The organism is Vibrio sp. CDRSL-10 TSBA (genome assembly GCA_039696685.1).
Taxonomy (GTDB): Bacteria; Pseudomonadota; Gammaproteobacteria; order Enterobacterales; family Vibrionaceae; genus Vibrio.
In genome coordinates this window covers 263,048-278,625 of sequence record CP155566.1, presented here as the reverse complement: position 1 = coordinate 278,625, position 15,578 = coordinate 263,048, and the positions used below count along the sequence as shown (strand labels likewise).

9 protein-coding genes, 14 tRNA genes and 2 pseudogenes are annotated in these 15,578 nt (G+C 50.6%); 5 read left to right on the top strand and 20 right to left on the bottom strand.

What is annotated here, in order from left to right; genetic code table 11:
• Window positions 1-13: 13 nt before the first annotated feature.
• The 5 genes and pseudogenes from hfq to tsaE all read right to left on the bottom strand — a co-directional run bounded on the left by hfq (window position 14) and on the right by tsaE (window position 5,657).
• Window positions 14-277, bottom strand: coding sequence for an RNA chaperone Hfq (hfq, locus tag ABDK09_08675; GenBank protein ID XAW89715.1), 264 nt, complete (start codon window positions 275-277; stop codon window positions 14-16).
• Window positions 278-474: 197 nt separating this feature from the next.
• Window positions 475-1,407, bottom strand: a complete 933-nt coding sequence (gene miaA, locus ABDK09_08670; GenBank protein ID XAW89714.1) for a tRNA (adenosine(37)-N6)-dimethylallyltransferase MiaA — start codon at window positions 1,405-1,407, stop codon at window positions 475-477.
• Window positions 1,404-3,468, bottom strand: a pseudogene (mutL, locus tag ABDK09_08665) (DNA mismatch repair endonuclease MutL). Before mutL ends, miaA begins: the two are co-directional and overlap by 4 nt.
• A gap of 12 nt (window positions 3,469-3,480) precedes the next feature.
• Window positions 3,481-5,154 (bottom strand): N-acetylmuramoyl-L-alanine amidase, encoded by a 1,674-nt coding sequence (locus tag ABDK09_08660; GenBank protein ID XAW90703.1) that lies wholly within the window; start codon window positions 5,152-5,154, stop codon window positions 3,481-3,483.
• A 38-nt stretch (window positions 5,155-5,192) separates the two neighbouring features.
• A complete protein-coding gene (gene tsaE / locus ABDK09_08655) occupies window positions 5,193-5,657 on the bottom strand; it encodes a tRNA (adenosine(37)-N6)-threonylcarbamoyltransferase complex ATPase subunit type 1 TsaE (GenBank protein XAW89713.1) in 465 nt (154 codons plus the stop codon).
• A gap of 207 nt (window positions 5,658-5,864) precedes the next feature.
• On the opposite strand from tsaE, the gene queG reads away from it, so the two are divergent.
• Window positions 5,865-6,977 (top strand): tRNA epoxyqueuosine(34) reductase QueG, encoded by a 1,113-nt coding sequence (gene queG, locus ABDK09_08650; GenBank protein ID XAW89712.1) that lies wholly within the window; start codon window positions 5,865-5,867, stop codon window positions 6,975-6,977.
• Window positions 6,978-7,620: 643 nt separating this feature from the next.
• Here the strand turns inward: queG and ABDK09_08645 are convergent.
• The 15 genes from ABDK09_08645 to orn all read right to left on the bottom strand — a co-directional run bounded on the left by ABDK09_08645 (window position 7,621) and on the right by orn (window position 10,440).
• Window positions 7,621-7,711 (bottom strand) — tRNA-Gly (locus ABDK09_08645).
• Between the two features lie 33 nt (window positions 7,712-7,744).
• Window positions 7,745-7,835, bottom strand: a tRNA-Gly gene (locus ABDK09_08640).
• Window positions 7,836-8,007: 172 nt separating this feature from the next.
• A tRNA-Gly gene (locus ABDK09_08635) sits at window positions 8,008-8,083 on the bottom strand.
• Between the two features lie 49 nt (window positions 8,084-8,132).
• Window positions 8,133-8,208, bottom strand: a tRNA-Gly gene (locus tag ABDK09_08630).
• Between the two features lie 49 nt (window positions 8,209-8,257).
• A tRNA-Gly gene (locus tag ABDK09_08625) sits at window positions 8,258-8,333 on the bottom strand.
• A gap of 33 nt (window positions 8,334-8,366) precedes the next feature.
• Window positions 8,367-8,443: transfer RNA gene (locus ABDK09_08620), tRNA-Met, on the bottom strand.
• A gap of 183 nt (window positions 8,444-8,626) precedes the next feature.
• A tRNA-Gly gene (locus ABDK09_08615) sits at window positions 8,627-8,702 on the bottom strand.
• Between the two features lie 33 nt (window positions 8,703-8,735).
• Window positions 8,736-8,811, bottom strand: a tRNA-Gly gene (locus ABDK09_08610).
• 35 nt (window positions 8,812-8,846) lie between these two features.
• Window positions 8,847-8,923 (bottom strand) — tRNA-Met (locus ABDK09_08605).
• Window positions 8,924-9,106: 183 nt separating this feature from the next.
• Window positions 9,107-9,182: transfer RNA gene (locus ABDK09_08600), tRNA-Gly, on the bottom strand.
• 35 nt (window positions 9,183-9,217) lie between these two features.
• A tRNA-Met gene (locus ABDK09_08595) sits at window positions 9,218-9,294 on the bottom strand.
• A gap of 59 nt (window positions 9,295-9,353) precedes the next feature.
• Window positions 9,354-9,429: transfer RNA gene (locus ABDK09_08590), tRNA-Gly, on the bottom strand.
• A gap of 33 nt (window positions 9,430-9,462) precedes the next feature.
• Window positions 9,463-9,539 (bottom strand) — tRNA-Met (locus tag ABDK09_08585).
• Window positions 9,540-9,595: 56 nt separating this feature from the next.
• Window positions 9,596-9,671, bottom strand: a tRNA-Gly gene (locus ABDK09_08580).
• Window positions 9,672-9,894: 223 nt separating this feature from the next.
• Window positions 9,895-10,440 carry an oligoribonuclease gene (gene orn / locus ABDK09_08575; protein ID XAW89711.1) on the bottom strand — a complete coding sequence of 182 codons (546 nt, stop codon included), beginning with the start codon at window positions 10,438-10,440 and terminating at the stop codon, window positions 9,895-9,897.
• 172 nt (window positions 10,441-10,612) lie between these two features.
• Between orn and rsgA the strand changes: the two genes are divergently transcribed.
• The 4 genes and pseudogenes from rsgA to ABDK09_08555 all read left to right on the top strand — a co-directional run bounded on the left by rsgA (window position 10,613) and on the right by ABDK09_08555 (window position 15,413).
• Window positions 10,613-11,674, top strand: coding sequence for a small ribosomal subunit biogenesis GTPase RsgA (rsgA, locus tag ABDK09_08570; protein XAW89710.1), 1,062 nt, complete (start codon window positions 10,613-10,615; stop codon window positions 11,672-11,674).
• A gap of 147 nt (window positions 11,675-11,821) precedes the next feature.
• Window positions 11,822-12,679 (top strand): archaetidylserine decarboxylase, encoded by an 858-nt coding sequence (gene asd / locus ABDK09_08565; GenBank protein XAW89709.1) that lies wholly within the window; start codon window positions 11,822-11,824, stop codon window positions 12,677-12,679.
• Window positions 12,680-12,844: 165 nt separating this feature from the next.
• Window positions 12,845-14,261, top strand: a pseudogene (locus tag ABDK09_08560) (SLC13 family permease).
• A 267-nt stretch (window positions 14,262-14,528) separates the two neighbouring features.
• Window positions 14,529-15,413: a DMT family transporter gene (locus ABDK09_08555; GenBank protein ID XAW89708.1), complete on the top strand. Its 885-nt coding sequence runs from the start codon at window positions 14,529-14,531 to the stop codon at window positions 15,411-15,413.
• The last annotated feature ends 165 nt before the right edge of the window (window positions 15,414-15,578 follow it).

Here is a 15,578-nt window from a genome sequence, read left to right as displayed (position 1 = left end):
ACGCGCAGAAGAATTAGTCTTCTGACTTATCAGCACCACGCTCATTAGCAGGACGTTCACCGCTGTGATGGCTCACAGGACGAGCTGGTACTACTGTTGAAATCGCGTGCTTGTAAACCATTTGGTTTACTGTGTTTTTCAATAGGATCACAAACTGATCAAATGATTCAATCTGGCCTTGCAGTTTAATGCCGTTCACCAGGTAAATTGACACTGGGATACGCTCGCGACGTAGTGCATTCAAGAATGGGTCTTGTAGAGATTGCCCCTTAGCCATTTTATTTTCCTTATTTTGTATTTTGTTGTAGTTATTTAGCTAGCGGTGCACGGACTTCTGTGCGGCCTTCGCATCTGAGCTAAACGAATAAAATCACCCCGTTGTTACCTATGATTGGGGCAGATGCGCCAAAAACAAGTAACGGATCCTTTACAGGGTACATCTACGCAAAAGCGATCACATTATACACAGCTAATTCAATCAGATGCTATGGCATTTGAGAGAGTTTCCAATGCTTGTTCAACGTTTTCGCTATCTAACCAAGTTAAATCATTCCAGCTGCGTAACCAGGTGATCTGACGCTTGGCCAATTGACGAGTGGCGCAGATTCCGCGAAAGATCGCTTCATCCAGAGTACCGTTCCCGTCTAAGTAATCCCACATCTGTCGATAACCGACACAACGAATGGATGGCAGATCCGGGTGAAGATCATCACGCTGATACAGCGCTGTGACTTCTTGTTCAAACCCGGCTTCGACCATCTTTTCAAATCGGAGTTCAATTCGACGATGGAGTTCAGCCCTTTCCTTGGGAGCTATAGCGAACTGCTTAACCCGGAAAGGCAATGCCTCACCTTTGGTTTGAGTCAGTTCAGTAAGAGTTTTACCTGAAATCCGGTAAACTTCCAATGCCCGAGACAATCTTTGTGGATCATTTGGGTGAATTCGCTGCGCAGAAACGGGATCAATGTCTTGCAACTGCTGATGCAGATGAGCCCAGCCAAACTGTTTGGCCTCGTCATCGATCTGCTGACGAATATCAGGATCGGCCGCCGGCAGAGGCGACAAACCTTCCAGTAATGCCTTGTAATACAGCATAGTACCGCCCACCAGCAGCGGGATTTTACCCTGATCAGCAATCGCCTGCATTTCACGCAGGGCATCGCGACGAAAATCAGCCGCTGAGTAAGCCTCACTCGGATCGAGAATATCGATCAGACGATGCGGCGCCAGTGCCAGCTCAGACTGATCCGGCTTGGCGGTGCCGATATCCATGCCTTTATAAATCAAAGCGGAATCGACACTGATGATCTCTACCGGGAATTTCTGGCGCAGACGAATCGCCAGATCCGTTTTACCGGAGGCGGTCGGCCCCATTAAAAACAGGGCTAAAGGTAATTGTTCACTCATGAATTCAATGCTGCAATGGTCGCGGAAAAATCCACAGGCCGGACAAACTGCCTGTCGTGTAAGGGAAGGTTTCCCTGCCACAACTGCTCAATCTCTGCTATCAATTGGATGGCCTGCGACAAAGTGTAGTCCGCTTTGCGGTCTGCCACATAATCAGCCAACCAATCCGCCAGAGCGCCGAGGGTTAACTCATCCGCTGCCTGCTCATAAATTTGGGTGACGTAAGATAACAGATCTGGCAGTAAGTTTTGCAGATTTTGCTGCCTTAATGGTTGCGGCACTCCCATCACCATCAAAGAAGTGCTGTTGCGCGCTTTGAGCTCAATCCCAAACCGGCTTAACAGAGGCTGATAATGCGGCAGCGCCGCCGCTTCCTGCGGGGAGATTTTCAGTGCCAGTGGTACCAGCAGCGGCTGACTCTTGAGTGACTCTTGCTGAGGTTCAAGCTGACCACGGCTGCGCAGCCAGGCCGCTTTGGCCAGTGACAACAATACACACCCCTGCAAAGACGTCATCAGCAGATACCCGCCTTCCACCACATCAACCGCTTTACCAAGCTGTTCGAGGCTGAGCGGCGGCGCTTCAGAATGACGAGCCGGTTGTGAGTGCTGAGCTGGTTGTTCGCCTTCTGACGCCGCAGATGGTAAATCCGGGGTTTGCATTAAACGCTGATAGGCTCTGACCTCTGCCGTACTGGGAGAAGGTTTAGGACCGCGCTCGGATGCCGCCCGGCCCGATAAAGACGATGCCTCACGCCACTCAGAACGCAGCGCCGATTCACGCACCTGACTGCGCTCGCCGCCAGATGAAGAGCGGTCGGAGGCGTAGTCAGAACGTCCCGGATAGGACGGGGTATTTTCCACCGCACGATAAACATGCTGCGGCACCGGCGATGAATCGGCTTCAGCCATCACTGGCTGCGCCATCCGGTGGCCCTCTTCTGCAGTCTGTTCTGGCATTGCGGCCTGTTCTGACATCACCGTCTGGTCAGTTGACTGCGCTGACGGAGATGGCTGAGGCTGATGGAATGCGGCGTCACTGTGGCCCGGAGCATCAATATGCTGGCTTTGTGCTAACGCGCTGCTCAGCGCCTGATAAATAAAATCATGCACCAGACGGGCCTGATGGAAACGCACCTCGTGCTTGGCGGGATGGACATTGACATCCACCTGATGCGGATCGATTTCGATAAACAGCACATACGTTGCGAACTGATCGGGACGCAGGCTGGTTTCATAACTCTGGCGGATGGCGTGATTGATGAGTTTGTCACGCATCATACGTCCGTTGACATAGCAGTACTGCAAGTCACTTTGGGTACGAGCGCCCTCTGGGGTGGTTATCCAGCCATGCAGTTTGAGTCCCTGATGTTCGAGCTCAATTTTCAGCATGTTACGCACAAAGGGGGCTCCGCAGACCGCAGCAATGCGCTTTTCCAACTGAATTTCCGTTTTGGCAGCACGGTACTGACGAATCATTTTGCCGTTATGGCGCAGATTGAAGGTGACATCAAAACGACTCAGAGCAATACGCTTGAGCAACTCGTCGATATGGGTAAATTCGGTCTTTTCGGTACGCAGGAAACTTGCGCCGCGCCGGAGTATTGAAAAACAGATCCAGCACTTCCACACTGGTTCCGATCGGGTGGGCTGCCGGTTGCAGCTTCACTTCCATATCCCGGCCTTCACTGTAGGCAGACCAGGCTTCTTCCTGTGTCGCCGGGCGAGAAGTCATGGTCAGACGTGACACCGAACTGATACTGGCCAGCGCTTCACCACGAAAGCCGAGACTGATGATGGCTTCGAGATCGTCCAGAGTATGGATTTTAGAGGTCGCGTGACGACTCAATGCCAGCCCTAATTCATCTTTATCTATCCCGCAGCCGTTATCCCGGATGCGGATCAGCTTGGCGCCCCCTTTTTCGATATCGATGTCGATGCGGGTGGCACCGGAATCAAGGCTGTTCTCAACCAGTTCTTTGACCACGGAAGCCGGTCTTTCCACCACTTCCCCGGCCGCAATCTGGTTTGCCAGACGTGCCGGCAAAATACGAATCGTCATACACGCCCCGTGTTATTTATTGGGAATAATCAGCACCTGTCCCACCGCCAGCTGATCAGAACGCAGCTTGTTGGCATCGCGAATACTCTGCACACTGATACTGTATTGTGAGGCAATTTTACCGAGGAACTCGCCACGCGCCACCTTATGTTTGCGCAGTGGCTTATCTTTCAGGCTGACGGTAATTTTCAGCTTCTGCCCCAGACGCAGAGTGTCGGACTTAAGATTATTCTCACGCTTAATCGCCTCAACCGATACTTTATAAGTCGCGGCAAGCTTACCAAGGTAATCACCGGATTTTACCTCATGGGTAATAGTCTCGGTCTCAACCGGATTATTCAGCACAGGAACCTGGACCGGAGAGCGCTGCCCTCCCGGAATAGTCAGTACCTGCCCCACCGCAATACTGCTGCTTTTCAGCTTGTTGACCTGCATCAGGGTATCTACGCTGGTGCCGTACTTACTGGCAATTACCGACAGCGATTCGCCACGCGCCACTTTATGCTGCTGCTTTTTACCCCGGTTAGCGAACAAGGTGCCTTCCGGCGGATTATCCTCGAAATATTGCACCACAGCTTGAGTCATTGCCCGGGCCAGCTTGTCCTGATGGCTGCGCTGGAACAGCAACTTCTCTTCCGTTGGGTTGGAGATAAAACCGGTCTCGACTAACACCGAAGGAATATCCGGTGATTTCAAAACTGCCAGGCTGGCGTTGACCGGGTCTTTCTTATGTAAGTGTGCCACTTTGCCCATTTCCCGCAAAATGTTGGAGGCGACTTTGTAGCCCTCTTTCTGCGAATGGCTGAACTGCAGATCAAGCAAGGTTTGGCTGACGTTGCGGTCGGCATTGTTCTTCGACAACACTTCCCCGGCACCACCCAGCAATTCTGATTGCTGTTCGTGGTTTTCAACCCAGCGGGCAATTTCGGTATTGGCACGACGGGTGTTAAGAACAAACACCGATGCGCCACGCGGCTGCGGCGAACGGAACGCGTCTGCGTGTACCGACACCAATAAGTGCGCTTTGTTCTTACGGGCGATTTCTGAACGTTTGTTGAGATTAACGAAATAGTCGCCACGACGAGTCAGGACCGCCTTCATACCCGGAACCGCATTTATCTGTGCAGCCAGTTTCTTGGCCACACTCAGCGTGATGTCCTTTTCATAGCGACGGGACGGACCAATTGAGCCCGGGTCTTCGCCACCATGTCCGGCGTCGATTGCCACCACAATGTCTTCGGTGCCATACAGCTGAGAAGCATCACGACTGACTTTACTGTCGCTGGCGCTGGCGGAGGAGGTCGTCGAAGATGTATCACCATGAGGGAGATCAATGACCAGACGATGGCCATACTGGCCTCCCGGAGTCGGAGCCAGCTTGAAGAGCTGCGGCGTGGTGCTTTTTTTCAATTCCAGCACCAGACGGTAGGTCGATTTCTCAGGAGGAGAGCTGGCGCGGATTTTGGTAAGAATTGCGCTGTCGCTGACCGAAACCGGCAGTTTAGTACCTGATGAGGTTTGCTGCAGGTCAACCACCAGGCGGTCAGGACCACTTAAGGTAAAGTAACTGAAGGTGACCTCAGACTTAACGTCGATCACGACACGAGTTTCATCGGGTGAGGGCCAGACCCGCACCCCCTCGAGAACATTGGCATTCGCAACCGCAGAAACAAATGCCAGCGCCATGACAATCAGGGCGCTGCAAAAACGGGAAAGTTTAACAATCAACATAACTCCAACTGACTCAGTAAAGTTCGCCCATAGTCATTATTGGCCGTCAACACCGCCTGACGTTGCTGCCCATCGTAACGCATTTCAATATCCAGGTCGGAGGTCGGCAGCATGCCGTAGCCTTTCTCAGGCCATTCCACCAGACAAATAGCATCATCGGTAAAGTAATCACGGATGCCCATGAATTCTAACTCTTCCGGATCCGCCAGACGATAAAGATCAAAATGATAAACCTGCCAATCGGCTAACTGATACGGTTCCACCAAGGTGTAAGTCGGGCTTTTAACATTACCCGGATGGCCGAGGGCACGAATGAAACCGCGGCTGAACGTGGTTTTACCGGCACCTAAATCACCGTGCAGATAGATGGTGGTTTGTTGCGAGCACAGATTTGCCAGCGCCGTGCCGAGTTTTACCGTCTCTTGCTCATCTTTAAGAGTGAAAGTCTTGGTGCTCATGAATAATATCTCTAATGCGTCGAACATCGACTATATAAAAATCAAAAGAAACAGAATAGTAAACTGGGTTGGATTTAAGAGACAAGCTCTGTTCTGTAAGCATACCGAAAAATCTTTGGTGGATAAGAAGTAAAAGCTCGGGATCCGGCTGGATCCACAGACTGAGATCCGCTAAGATCCCGCCCCCGTTGCAGCGAGCGTTAGACTATGGATTACCATCAACTTGCCGATCAAATCAAACTGTGGGCCAAAGAACTCGGTTTTGACAAGGTTGGGATCTGCGATGTCGATCTAAGTGAACACGAGGCGGAGCTGCAGCGCTGGCTGGATGCCGGCTACCATGGTGATATGGACTGGATGGCACGGCATGGCATGCTAAGAGCACGGCCAGATGAGCTGCTGCCAGGCACGATTCGGGTCATCAGCGCCCGAATGAATTATCTGCCACCACAAGCCCAGTTTGCCAGTAATCTCGATAACCCGAGCCAGGCCTATATCAGCCGCTATGCGCTAGGGCGTGACTATCACAAGCTGGTCCGTAACCAGTTAAAAAAGCTGGGTGAAAAAATTGAGCAGGCCGTGGGACAGTTAGGTTACCGACCATTTGTCGACTCGGCGCCTATTCTGGAGCGCCCGCTGGCACAAAAAGCCGGACTGGGCTGGAGCGGCAAGCACTCACTGATACTGGATAAAGACGCAGGTTCATGGTTCTTTCTCGGTGAACTGCTGGTTGATATTCCGTTACCCGTTGATACACCGGCCAGTAATGAGTGCGGAAAATGCCAGGCCTGCATGACATCCTGCCCGACCGGTGCGATTACAGAAGAAGGTGTCGTTGATGCCAGACGCTGCATTTCGTATCTGACGATTGAGTTCGCCGGTGTGATACCTCTCGAGTTTCGCCAAGCGATGGGTAACCGAATTTATGGCTGTGATGATTGTCAGCTGGTGTGTCCGTGGAACCGCTTTTCCGATGTGACCGAACAGACGGATTTTCATCGGCGGGATATTTTTAACGACCCGGATCTGGTCACGCTATTTGCATGGGATGAAGAAACCTTCCTGCGCAATATGCAAGGTTCAGCTATTCGACGCATTGGTCATGAGCAGTGGCAACGCAATTTGATTGTGGCGATGGGGAACGCCCCATATTCAAATCGAATTACTGAAACACTGGAAAGCAGCAGAGGTCGTTCTGAGCTGTTGGATGTACACATCGAATGGGCACTTACGCAACAATATCAGCAACTGCCACAGGGCAATAATAAGCATCAGCGCTTAATCAGAATTATTCAAAAGGGATTGCCAAGAGATGCATAAGTCGCAGGCAATGACACAATGACTACGCACATACTTTGATATGGTTCTCAAATCTACCTAATGTGGAAAAAATTTCAAGTTCACATCATTTTCTAAATTTCAGAAAAGTTAGTCACACTAGCAGGAAATGATTAGGATCAATGAAAATTTAGTTAATGATCGTTTCCCATACAGAATCAAGACACCAAAAAACCAAACATTACATTATAAATCAACAAGTTAAACATATACTCAATTTAATCTGAAAGTAGATAAATGAGTAAAGATCCTGCCGCAAGTGTCCATTCCAGCTACTGAAAAACACTTTATACACCAAGTTATCCACAATTCTTTTCTGTGGATAAGTCTGTTAATGAACGGTACAAAATCCGTGTACTCTCTGGGAAGGAGCAACGAAAACTTGCTGACTACAACTTTTTTGAGGTAAAAAAAACCACCCTGCCAGACAGCAGCGTGTTGTTTTTAAACGGGGGGTTTATGCTTCACAGCATTAGAGAAAGAGCGTTGGCAATGAGCCAGATTAGCTGTTTTCAGAGCAAAAAAATCTGCGAACCAGTCGCAGTGTCTTTTCACTTCTTAAGCTTGTTCGATGGTCTAACCGTTATCAGAGTTCAGACTATCTGAATTTCTTTCTAAAAGAAACTGGAGCGACACACGAGGTTCCCTTACCTTTAACAAAAAGGCGTGACCTCAACCTTGGCAAGGTTGCGCTCTAATAACTGAGCGAGTGTCGCAAGGATTAAATACTAATGCACTTAATCTGAATTTGGAGCGACACACGAGGTTCCCTTACCTTTAACAAAAAGGCGTGACCTCAACCTTGGTAAGGTTGCGCTCTAATAACTGAGCGAGTGTCGCAAGGATTAAACGCTAATGAGCTTAATCTGAATTTGGAGCGACACACGAGGTTCCCTTACTTTTAACAGAAAGGCGTGACCTCAACCCGGCAAGGTTGCGCTCTATTAACTGAGCTAGTGTCGCAAGGATTAATCGTCTTAACAATTAATCTGATTTTCTTTATTAAAGAATTTGGAGCGACACACGAGGTTCGAACTCGTGACCTCAACCTTGGCAAGGTTGCGCTCTACCAACTGAGCTAGTGTCGCAAAGACTAATCGTATTAACAATTAATCTGATTTTCTTTACTAAAGAATTTGGAGCGACACACGAGGTTCGAACTCGTGACCTCAACCTTGGCAAGGTTGCGCTCTACCAACTGAGCTAGTGTCGCAAAGACTAATCGTATTAACAATTAATCTGATTTTCTTTACTAAAGAATTTGGAGCGACACACGAGGTTCGAACTCGTGACCTCAACCTTGGCAAGGTTGCGCTCTACCAACTGAGCTAGTGTCGCAAGGATTAAACGCTAATGCACTTAATCTGAATTTGGTTGCGGGGGCCGGATTTGAACCGACGACCTTCGGGTTATGAGCCCGACGAGCTACCAAGCTGCTCCACCCCGCGTCCGTATTGTGTCACCGTTGAGCACGGTGAAGGCTTGTACTTTCTGTTAAGAAAGAATTTGGAGCGACACACGAGGTTCCCTTACCTTTAGCAAAAAGGCGTGACCTCAACCTTGGCAAGTTTGCCCTCTAATAACTGAGCGAGTGTCGCAAGGATTAAACGCTAATGCACTTAATCTGAAACTGGAGCGACACACGAGGTTCGAACTCGTGACCTCAACCTTGGCAAGGTTGCGCTCTACCAACTGAGCTAGTGTCGCAAGGATTAAATGCTAATGCACTTAATCTGAAACTGGAGCGACACACGAGGTTCGAACTCGTGACCTCAACCTTGGCAAGGTTGCGCTCTACCAACTGAGCTAGTGTCGCATCAACAACTCGTCATTAAACGAATTGTTTGAATTTGGTTGCGGGGGCCGGATTTGAACCGACGACCTTCGGGTTATGAGCCCGACGAGCTACCAAGCTGCTCCACCCCGCGTCCGTATTGTGTCACCGTTGAGCACGGTGAAGGCTTGTACTTTCTGTTAAGAAAGAATTTGGAGCGACACACGAGGTTCCCTTACCTTTAGCAAAAAGGCGTGACCTCAACCTTGGCAAGTTTGCCCTCTAATAACTGAGCGAGTGTCGCAAGGATTAAACGCTAATGCACTTAATCTGAAACTGGAGCGACACACGAGGTTCGAACTCGTGACCTCAACCTTGGCAAGGTTGCGCTCTACCAACTGAGCTAGTGTCGCATCAACAACTCGTCATTAAACGAATTGTTTGAATTTGGTTGCGGGGGCCGGATTTGAACCGACGACCTTCGGGTTATGAGCCCGACGAGCTACCAAGCTGCTCCACCCCGCGTCCGTATTGTGTCACCGTTGAGCACGATGAAGGCTTGTACTTTCTGTAAAGAAAGAATTTGGAGCGACACACGAGGTTCGAACTCGTGACCTCAACCTTGGCAAGGTTGCGCTCTACCAACTGAGCTAGTGTCGCAAGGATTAAACGCTAACGCACTTAATCTGAATTTGGTTGCGGGGGCCGGATTTGAACCGACGACCTTCGGGTTATGAGCCCGACGAGCTACCAAGCTGCTCCACCCCGCGTCCGTATTGTGTCACCGATAAGCTCGATGAAAGCTGACTTTCTTTAATCAAGAAAGTGGAGCGACACACGAGGTTCGAACTCGTGACCTCAACCTTGGCAAGGTTGCGCTCTACCAACTGAGCTAGTGTCGCATCAACAACGATTTCCGTCGTTTAGGGCTGCGAATTATAAGAGCATTTTTTTGCGATGCAAGATCTTCTCGCTAAAAAAACAGAACTTTTTTTTGATTGCCGAAAAAACATGCAGAAAACTCCACATTTTATATGTTTAGTGACGACAATCGCAGCAACAAACAACCCACCATAGCCTGTCACAGCCTGTTAAAGCAGCCCCAAAACAGATTCGTGCCTGAAATCAGATAGAAAATATGGTCGAACGGTAGTACTTAAGCTCAGCAATCGACTCACGGATATCATCCAGTGCCAAGTGACTACCCTGTTTAGAAAAACCATCCAGAACTTCCGGCTTCCAGCGGCGAGTCAACTCTTTCAGGGTGCTGACATCAAGATAACGATAATGAAAGTACGCTTCCAGACGTGGCATATGCTGGTATAGGAAACGACGATCCTGGCCAATGCTATTACCACAGATCGGTGATTTTCCTTCCGGCACCCACTGACGCAAAAAGGCAATGGTCTGTTCCACCGCTTCATCTTCGCTGATGGTACTATTGCGCACACGCTCCACCAGCCCGCTGGCGGTATGTGTATTGGTACACCAGTCATCCATTTTCTGCAATTCTGACTCTGGTTGATGAATTGCTAATACTGGCCCTTCAGCCAGAATATTCAGCTGAGAGTCGGTTACAATAGTCGCAATTTCAATAATTTTATGAGTTTCAGGCTCTAAGCCTGTCATCTCCAGATCGACCCAAATCAGGTTTTGATCGCTAAAAGACATAGACGGGTACCTATAGGTTTATCGATAAAGCAGGTACTATATACCCAAGTGTACATAATTCAAATTGTCAGCCCAGGCTGATAACGAAAATTTCAACCCGATGATTTGCGGTACTCTGCAGCACCATTGCCTCAGATATCCAGACCATCCAGCAACACGAAAGTAGAGCAGAGTGGCAAAGAAAAAAAAGCTGACTAAGGGTCAGGTACGACGCGTTCGGAATAACCAGCACCGTAAACTGAAACAGGAAAAAACCATCGAATGGGATGAGTCCATGCTGCACAGTGCCAAAACGGGTCTGGTGATTACCCGTTTTGGTCAACATGCCGATGTCGAGGATCCGGAAAGCGGTGAGATTCATCGCTGCAACCTGCGCAGAGGGATCGAAACTCTGGTCTCAGGCGACAAAGTTATCTGGCGCCCGGGAGTGGAAAAACTGGCCGGTATCTCCGGTGTGGTCGAAGCCGTAGAGCCACGCAAATCCGTGCTGACCCGCCCGGATTATTACGATGGCTTGAAACCAGTAGCGGCCAACGTCGATCAGATGGTGATCGTCTCTTCTGTTCTGCCCGACTTATCGCTCAATATCATCGACCGTTATCTGATAGCGGCCGAAACCCTGGCGATTTCACCATTGCTGGTACTTAATAAAGTCGATCTGCTGGACGACGCTAAGCGTGAACACTATCAGACCTTGTTGGGTGAATATCAACGCATCGGTTACGAAGTGCTCTACGTCAGTAAAAAGAGCGGTGAAGGTATTGCGGCGCTGGAAGCTAAGCTGGGTGAACACACCAATATTTTTGTCGGTCAGTCCGGTGTGGGTAAATCCAGTTTGGTGAATGCCCTGATGCCTGATTTGGAAGACTGGGTGGAAGAAGGTGAAATTTCCGAAACATCAGGTCTTGGTCAGCACACAACAACAGCCGCCCGCTTGTATCACATTCCTTCCGGTGGCGACCTTATCGACTCCCCTGGGGTGCGTGAATTCGGCCTGTGGCACCTGAGCGCTGAAGAAGTGACCAAAGCGTTTGTCGAATTCCGCCCGTTCCTCGGTGGCTGCAAATTCCGTGACTGTAAGCATGGTGACGATCCGGGCTGCATGCTGCGTGAAGCCGTCGAAAAGGGCGACATCAGTGCCGCACGCTTTGAAAACTATCATCGCATTATCGAAAGCATGGGTGAAAACAAAGCTAACCGTCAGTATTCACGCAGTAAAAAAGCCGACTTGTAAGCAGTCAGGTCGCGATTTTGCGCAAAAACGTCGACAGTGACAAAAAAGCAGAGATGCAATGACGTATGCTGGGATAACTGCTGACATGCGTCATTATTTTCAGTAACATTCTGCGCCCAAAAGTTAAACACATTGGAATTGTAAACAATGGATAAGATTAAAGTCGGACTGCAATACTGGATTCCCCAACATGGCCTGACCCGCCTGATGGGTAAACTGGCTTCAGCCAAGGCTGGCGGTCTGACCACAGCCGTCATTCGCTGGTTTATCAAACAGTACAACGTCAATATGGACGAAGCACTGCATTCAGATCCAAAGCATTTTAAAACCTTCAACGAGTTTTTCGTGCGTGAACTGAAAGCTGGCGCGCGCCCGATTGCCGCCGGAGATGACGTGATCACTCACCCGGCAGATGCCTGCGTGAGCCAATTCGGCCCAATTACCGATGGCAAACTTATTCAGGCCAAAGGTCATGACTTCTCAGCCCAGGAACTGCTGGGTGGCGATGCCAAACTGGCAGAAGAATTCCGTGATGGTGACTTTGCCACCCTGTATCTGTCGCCAAGTGATTATCACCGGGTTCACATGCCGTGTGACGGCACACTGCGTCAGATGATTTATGTACCAGGTGACCTGTTTTCGGTGAACCCGCTGACCGCTGAAAATGTGCCAAACCTGTTTGCACGTAACGAGCGTGTGGTGTGTATCTTTGATACTGAATTTGGCCCGATGGCCCAGGTTCTGGTTGGTGCAACGATCGTTGGCAGTATCGAGCTTATCTGGGCCGGTACCGTCACCCCGCCGCGCGGCAACACCGTATACCGCTGGAACTATCCTGCAGATGGTGATAAAGCGATCGTCCTGAAAAAAGGTCAGGAGATGGGCCGTTTCAAACTGGGCTCAACTGTGATTAACCTGTTTGCTCAAGATGCGATTCGTTTTGACGTGACGATGCAGAACAATACCCCGACTATGTTAGGTGCTGCGTACGCACATAAAGCCTAGGCGCTGAGCGTCACCCTCGCTTTCCGCGGGGGTGACGTTTGACTCCCCGCACACTTCCTGATGTGCATGACTCTGAATATGTAAAACTTTGCCACTCCTCTAAGACCTGTCACGGTTAAAACCTTACTCTGTCTGTAGTTATTTCCATTTGATAAGGGAAACGCGATGCAGACACTCAACACCAGCCTTATATTGCGGCTTATTATTTGTTTCGGATTGCCGGTACTGGTGCTGATGATGCCAATCGATGCCATTCCGATTGCCGACCTGACTCTGGTGCAACACCGGTTACTGGCGATTTTTCTGCTTGCAGCTTTGCTGTGGGTACTCGAACCAGTACCGGTATTCGCTACCTCCATTCTAATCATTGCACTCGAGCTGATCATGATCTCCAACAAAGGCCTGCACGCTTTCCGGGCACCGGCTGAAGGTCACGATCTGGGGCAAATGCTGGCGTACACCGATATTTTTTCCGCCTTTTCCTCACCGATCATCATCTTGTTTATGGGTGGCTTTGCCCTGGCTATTGCCGCATCAAAATATGAACTGGACAACAACCTGGCGCGGGTCCTGCTCAAGCCGTTTGGCAGTCAGCCTAAATTCATTATGCTCGGGCTGATGCTGATCACGTCCGTGTTTCTCGATGTTCATGTCCAACACCGCAACCACTGTAATGATGCTGGCGCTACTGGGACCGATCGTTGCCTCCGCGCCCAAAGGCGACCTCGGGATTAAAGCTCTGGTACTGTGTATTCCGATTGCCGCCAATACCGGCGGCATCGCCACGCCGATAGGGACACCACCGAATGCCATCGCCCTGCAGTATCTGACCGGTAGTAACAGCATCAGCTTTTTATCCTGGATGATGATGGGGCTGCCGTTTGTGCTGATCCAGCTCACGCTGGCCTGGTTTTTACTGCAAAAACTGTTTCCGTCTTCCCAGGCCAGTATGAGCCTGAAACTGGATGGTCGTTTCCAGCGCAGCTGGCAGGCGATGGTGGTGTATATCACCTTTGCCCTTACCATAGTGCTGTGGATGACCACTGCGCTGCACGGCATGAACACTTACGTGGTCGCCATCATTCCGCTGGCAGTGTTTACTCTGACCGGAATTATGGGCAAAGAAGAGCTGAAACAGATCAACTGGGATGTGTTGTGGCTGGTTGCCGGCGGGATTGCGATTGGTATCGGTCTGGAACAGACCGGACTTGCCCATGCACTGGCGCATGCGATTCATTATGAAGCCCTGTCACCAATGGCCGTCGTCATCGCCTTGTCTCTGGTGTGCTGGCTGATGGCTAACTTTATGTCCAATACCGCCACCGCTAACCTGTTAATGCCAATCGCCGCGGCCATTGGTACCAGCATGCCGAGCCTGGCCGAAGCCGGAGGCCTGCAGGGGCTGTTAGTGGTGGTGGCATTCTCCGCTTCGCTCGGGATGATATTACCGGTCTCAACACCGCCAAACTCGCTGGCCTACTCGACCGGCCTGATTGAAAGCAAAGATATGGCTAAGACCGGCCTGGCACTCGGCCTTATCGGACTGCTGGTTGTTTACCTCGCTGTGGCTATCCTGGTTTGAACAGCATAGCGCTGCTCGCAACAGAATAGTGCTGAACGAAACAGGATAGTCCTGTACAGGGCCGGCGCCACAGCGTATGGCCCCCAGCGTTTTATAGTGCGCTTAACCTTACATCGCACTGGGCGACGGGCGGTCAGTGACCAATAAGCCGCTACTTTAACCATTGGCGCTGCCAATGCGCCCTGCTGTCAATTCACTTTGTTTTCCATGTTGTTAATGGCATATTGAGTGCTCTTTTCTTTCCCCTTTCTGATAAGGACAACCGGTATGGGATTTGAGTGGCTGGCGCTGGCTGCGGCCTTTTTGTGGGCCGTAGCCAGCCTGTTATCAGTGGCTCCTGCCCGACATCTGGGTACATTTGCCTATAGTCGCTGGCGCATGGGCTGTACCTCAGTCATTCTGGCCAGTATCGCCATGCTGACCGGAGGCTGGTCCAGTGTTGCTATGGCTGACGTCACCCCGATGATGTTATCCGGCCTGATTGGTATTTTTATCGGCGATACCGCACTGTTTGCCTGCCTGAACCGGATGGGCCCCCGCCAGTCCGGCTTGCTGTTCTCCTGCCATGCGGTGTTTTCCGCCATCATGGGCTATTTCCTGTTTCAGGAGAGCATGAGCAACCTAGAGTTACTCGGCTCAGCGTTAGTGTTCAGTGGCGTACTGACTGCGATCTTTTTTGGCCGGCGCGGACAAAACCACAGTCTGGAAACGCTGAACGGCAGCGTCTGGGCCGGGGTCGCCCTTGGTCTGACTGCCGCACTGTGCCAGGCGCTGGGCGGTATTATTGCCAAACCGGTGATGCAAACCAGCATCGACCCTGTCGCCGCATCGGCCATCCGAATGATGACCGCCTTCTGTGCTCACTGTGTGCTGCGCGCAACCGGCGCTAAGGTCAGCCGGGCGCTGCATCCGCTCACTGGCCGTATTTTTGTGATTACCGCCGTGAACGGTTTTCTCGCCATGGCGGTTGGCATGACCCTGATTCTGTATGCGCTGCGCGAAGGGAATGTCGGTATGGTTGCCCTGCTCTCTTCCACCACACCTATCATGCTTTTGCCTATACTTTGGGTCTATACCCGGCAACGTCCGAACCGCTTTGCCTGGCTGGGAGCCGCCGTGGCGGTGATAGGTACCAGTATCCTGGTGTACTGAGATATGTGACGACTGACATCTCAGGCAACTGACACCTCAGACAACCGGGCCTACAGCCCTAAAACCACTGAGGTTAAGGGGCTGCTGAATTTGATCAATAGGCAACGTTTTATTGCATTGATAGGGAAATTCATTGATCTTACCCTACTGCAAACACAGCAAAGT

Coding starts and splice junctions, on each gene's coding strand:
- ABDK09_08555 (XAW89708.1), top strand. CDS start 14,529: ATGGGATTTGAGTGGCTGGCGCTGGCTGCGGCCTTTTTGTGGGCCGTA.
- asd (XAW89709.1), top strand. CDS start 11,822: ATGGATAAGATTAAAGTCGGACTGCAATACTGGATTCCCCAACATGGC.
- orn (XAW89711.1), bottom strand. CDS start 10,440: ATGTCTTTTAGCGATCAAAACCTGATTTGGGTCGATCTGGAGATGACA.
- miaA (XAW89714.1), bottom strand. CDS start 1,407: ATGAGTGAACAATTACCTTTAGCCCTGTTTTTAATGGGGCCGACCGCC.
- hfq (XAW89715.1), bottom strand. CDS start 277: ATGGCTAAGGGGCAATCTCTACAAGACCCATTCTTGAATGCACTACGT.
- queG (XAW89712.1), top strand. CDS start 5,865: ATGGATTACCATCAACTTGCCGATCAAATCAAACTGTGGGCCAAAGAA.
- tsaE (XAW89713.1), bottom strand. CDS start 5,657: ATGAGCACCAAGACTTTCACTCTTAAAGATGAGCAAGAGACGGTAAAA.
- ABDK09_08660 (XAW90703.1), bottom strand. CDS start 5,154: ATGGCGCTGGCATTTGTTTCTGCGGTTGCGAATGCCAATGTTCTCGAG.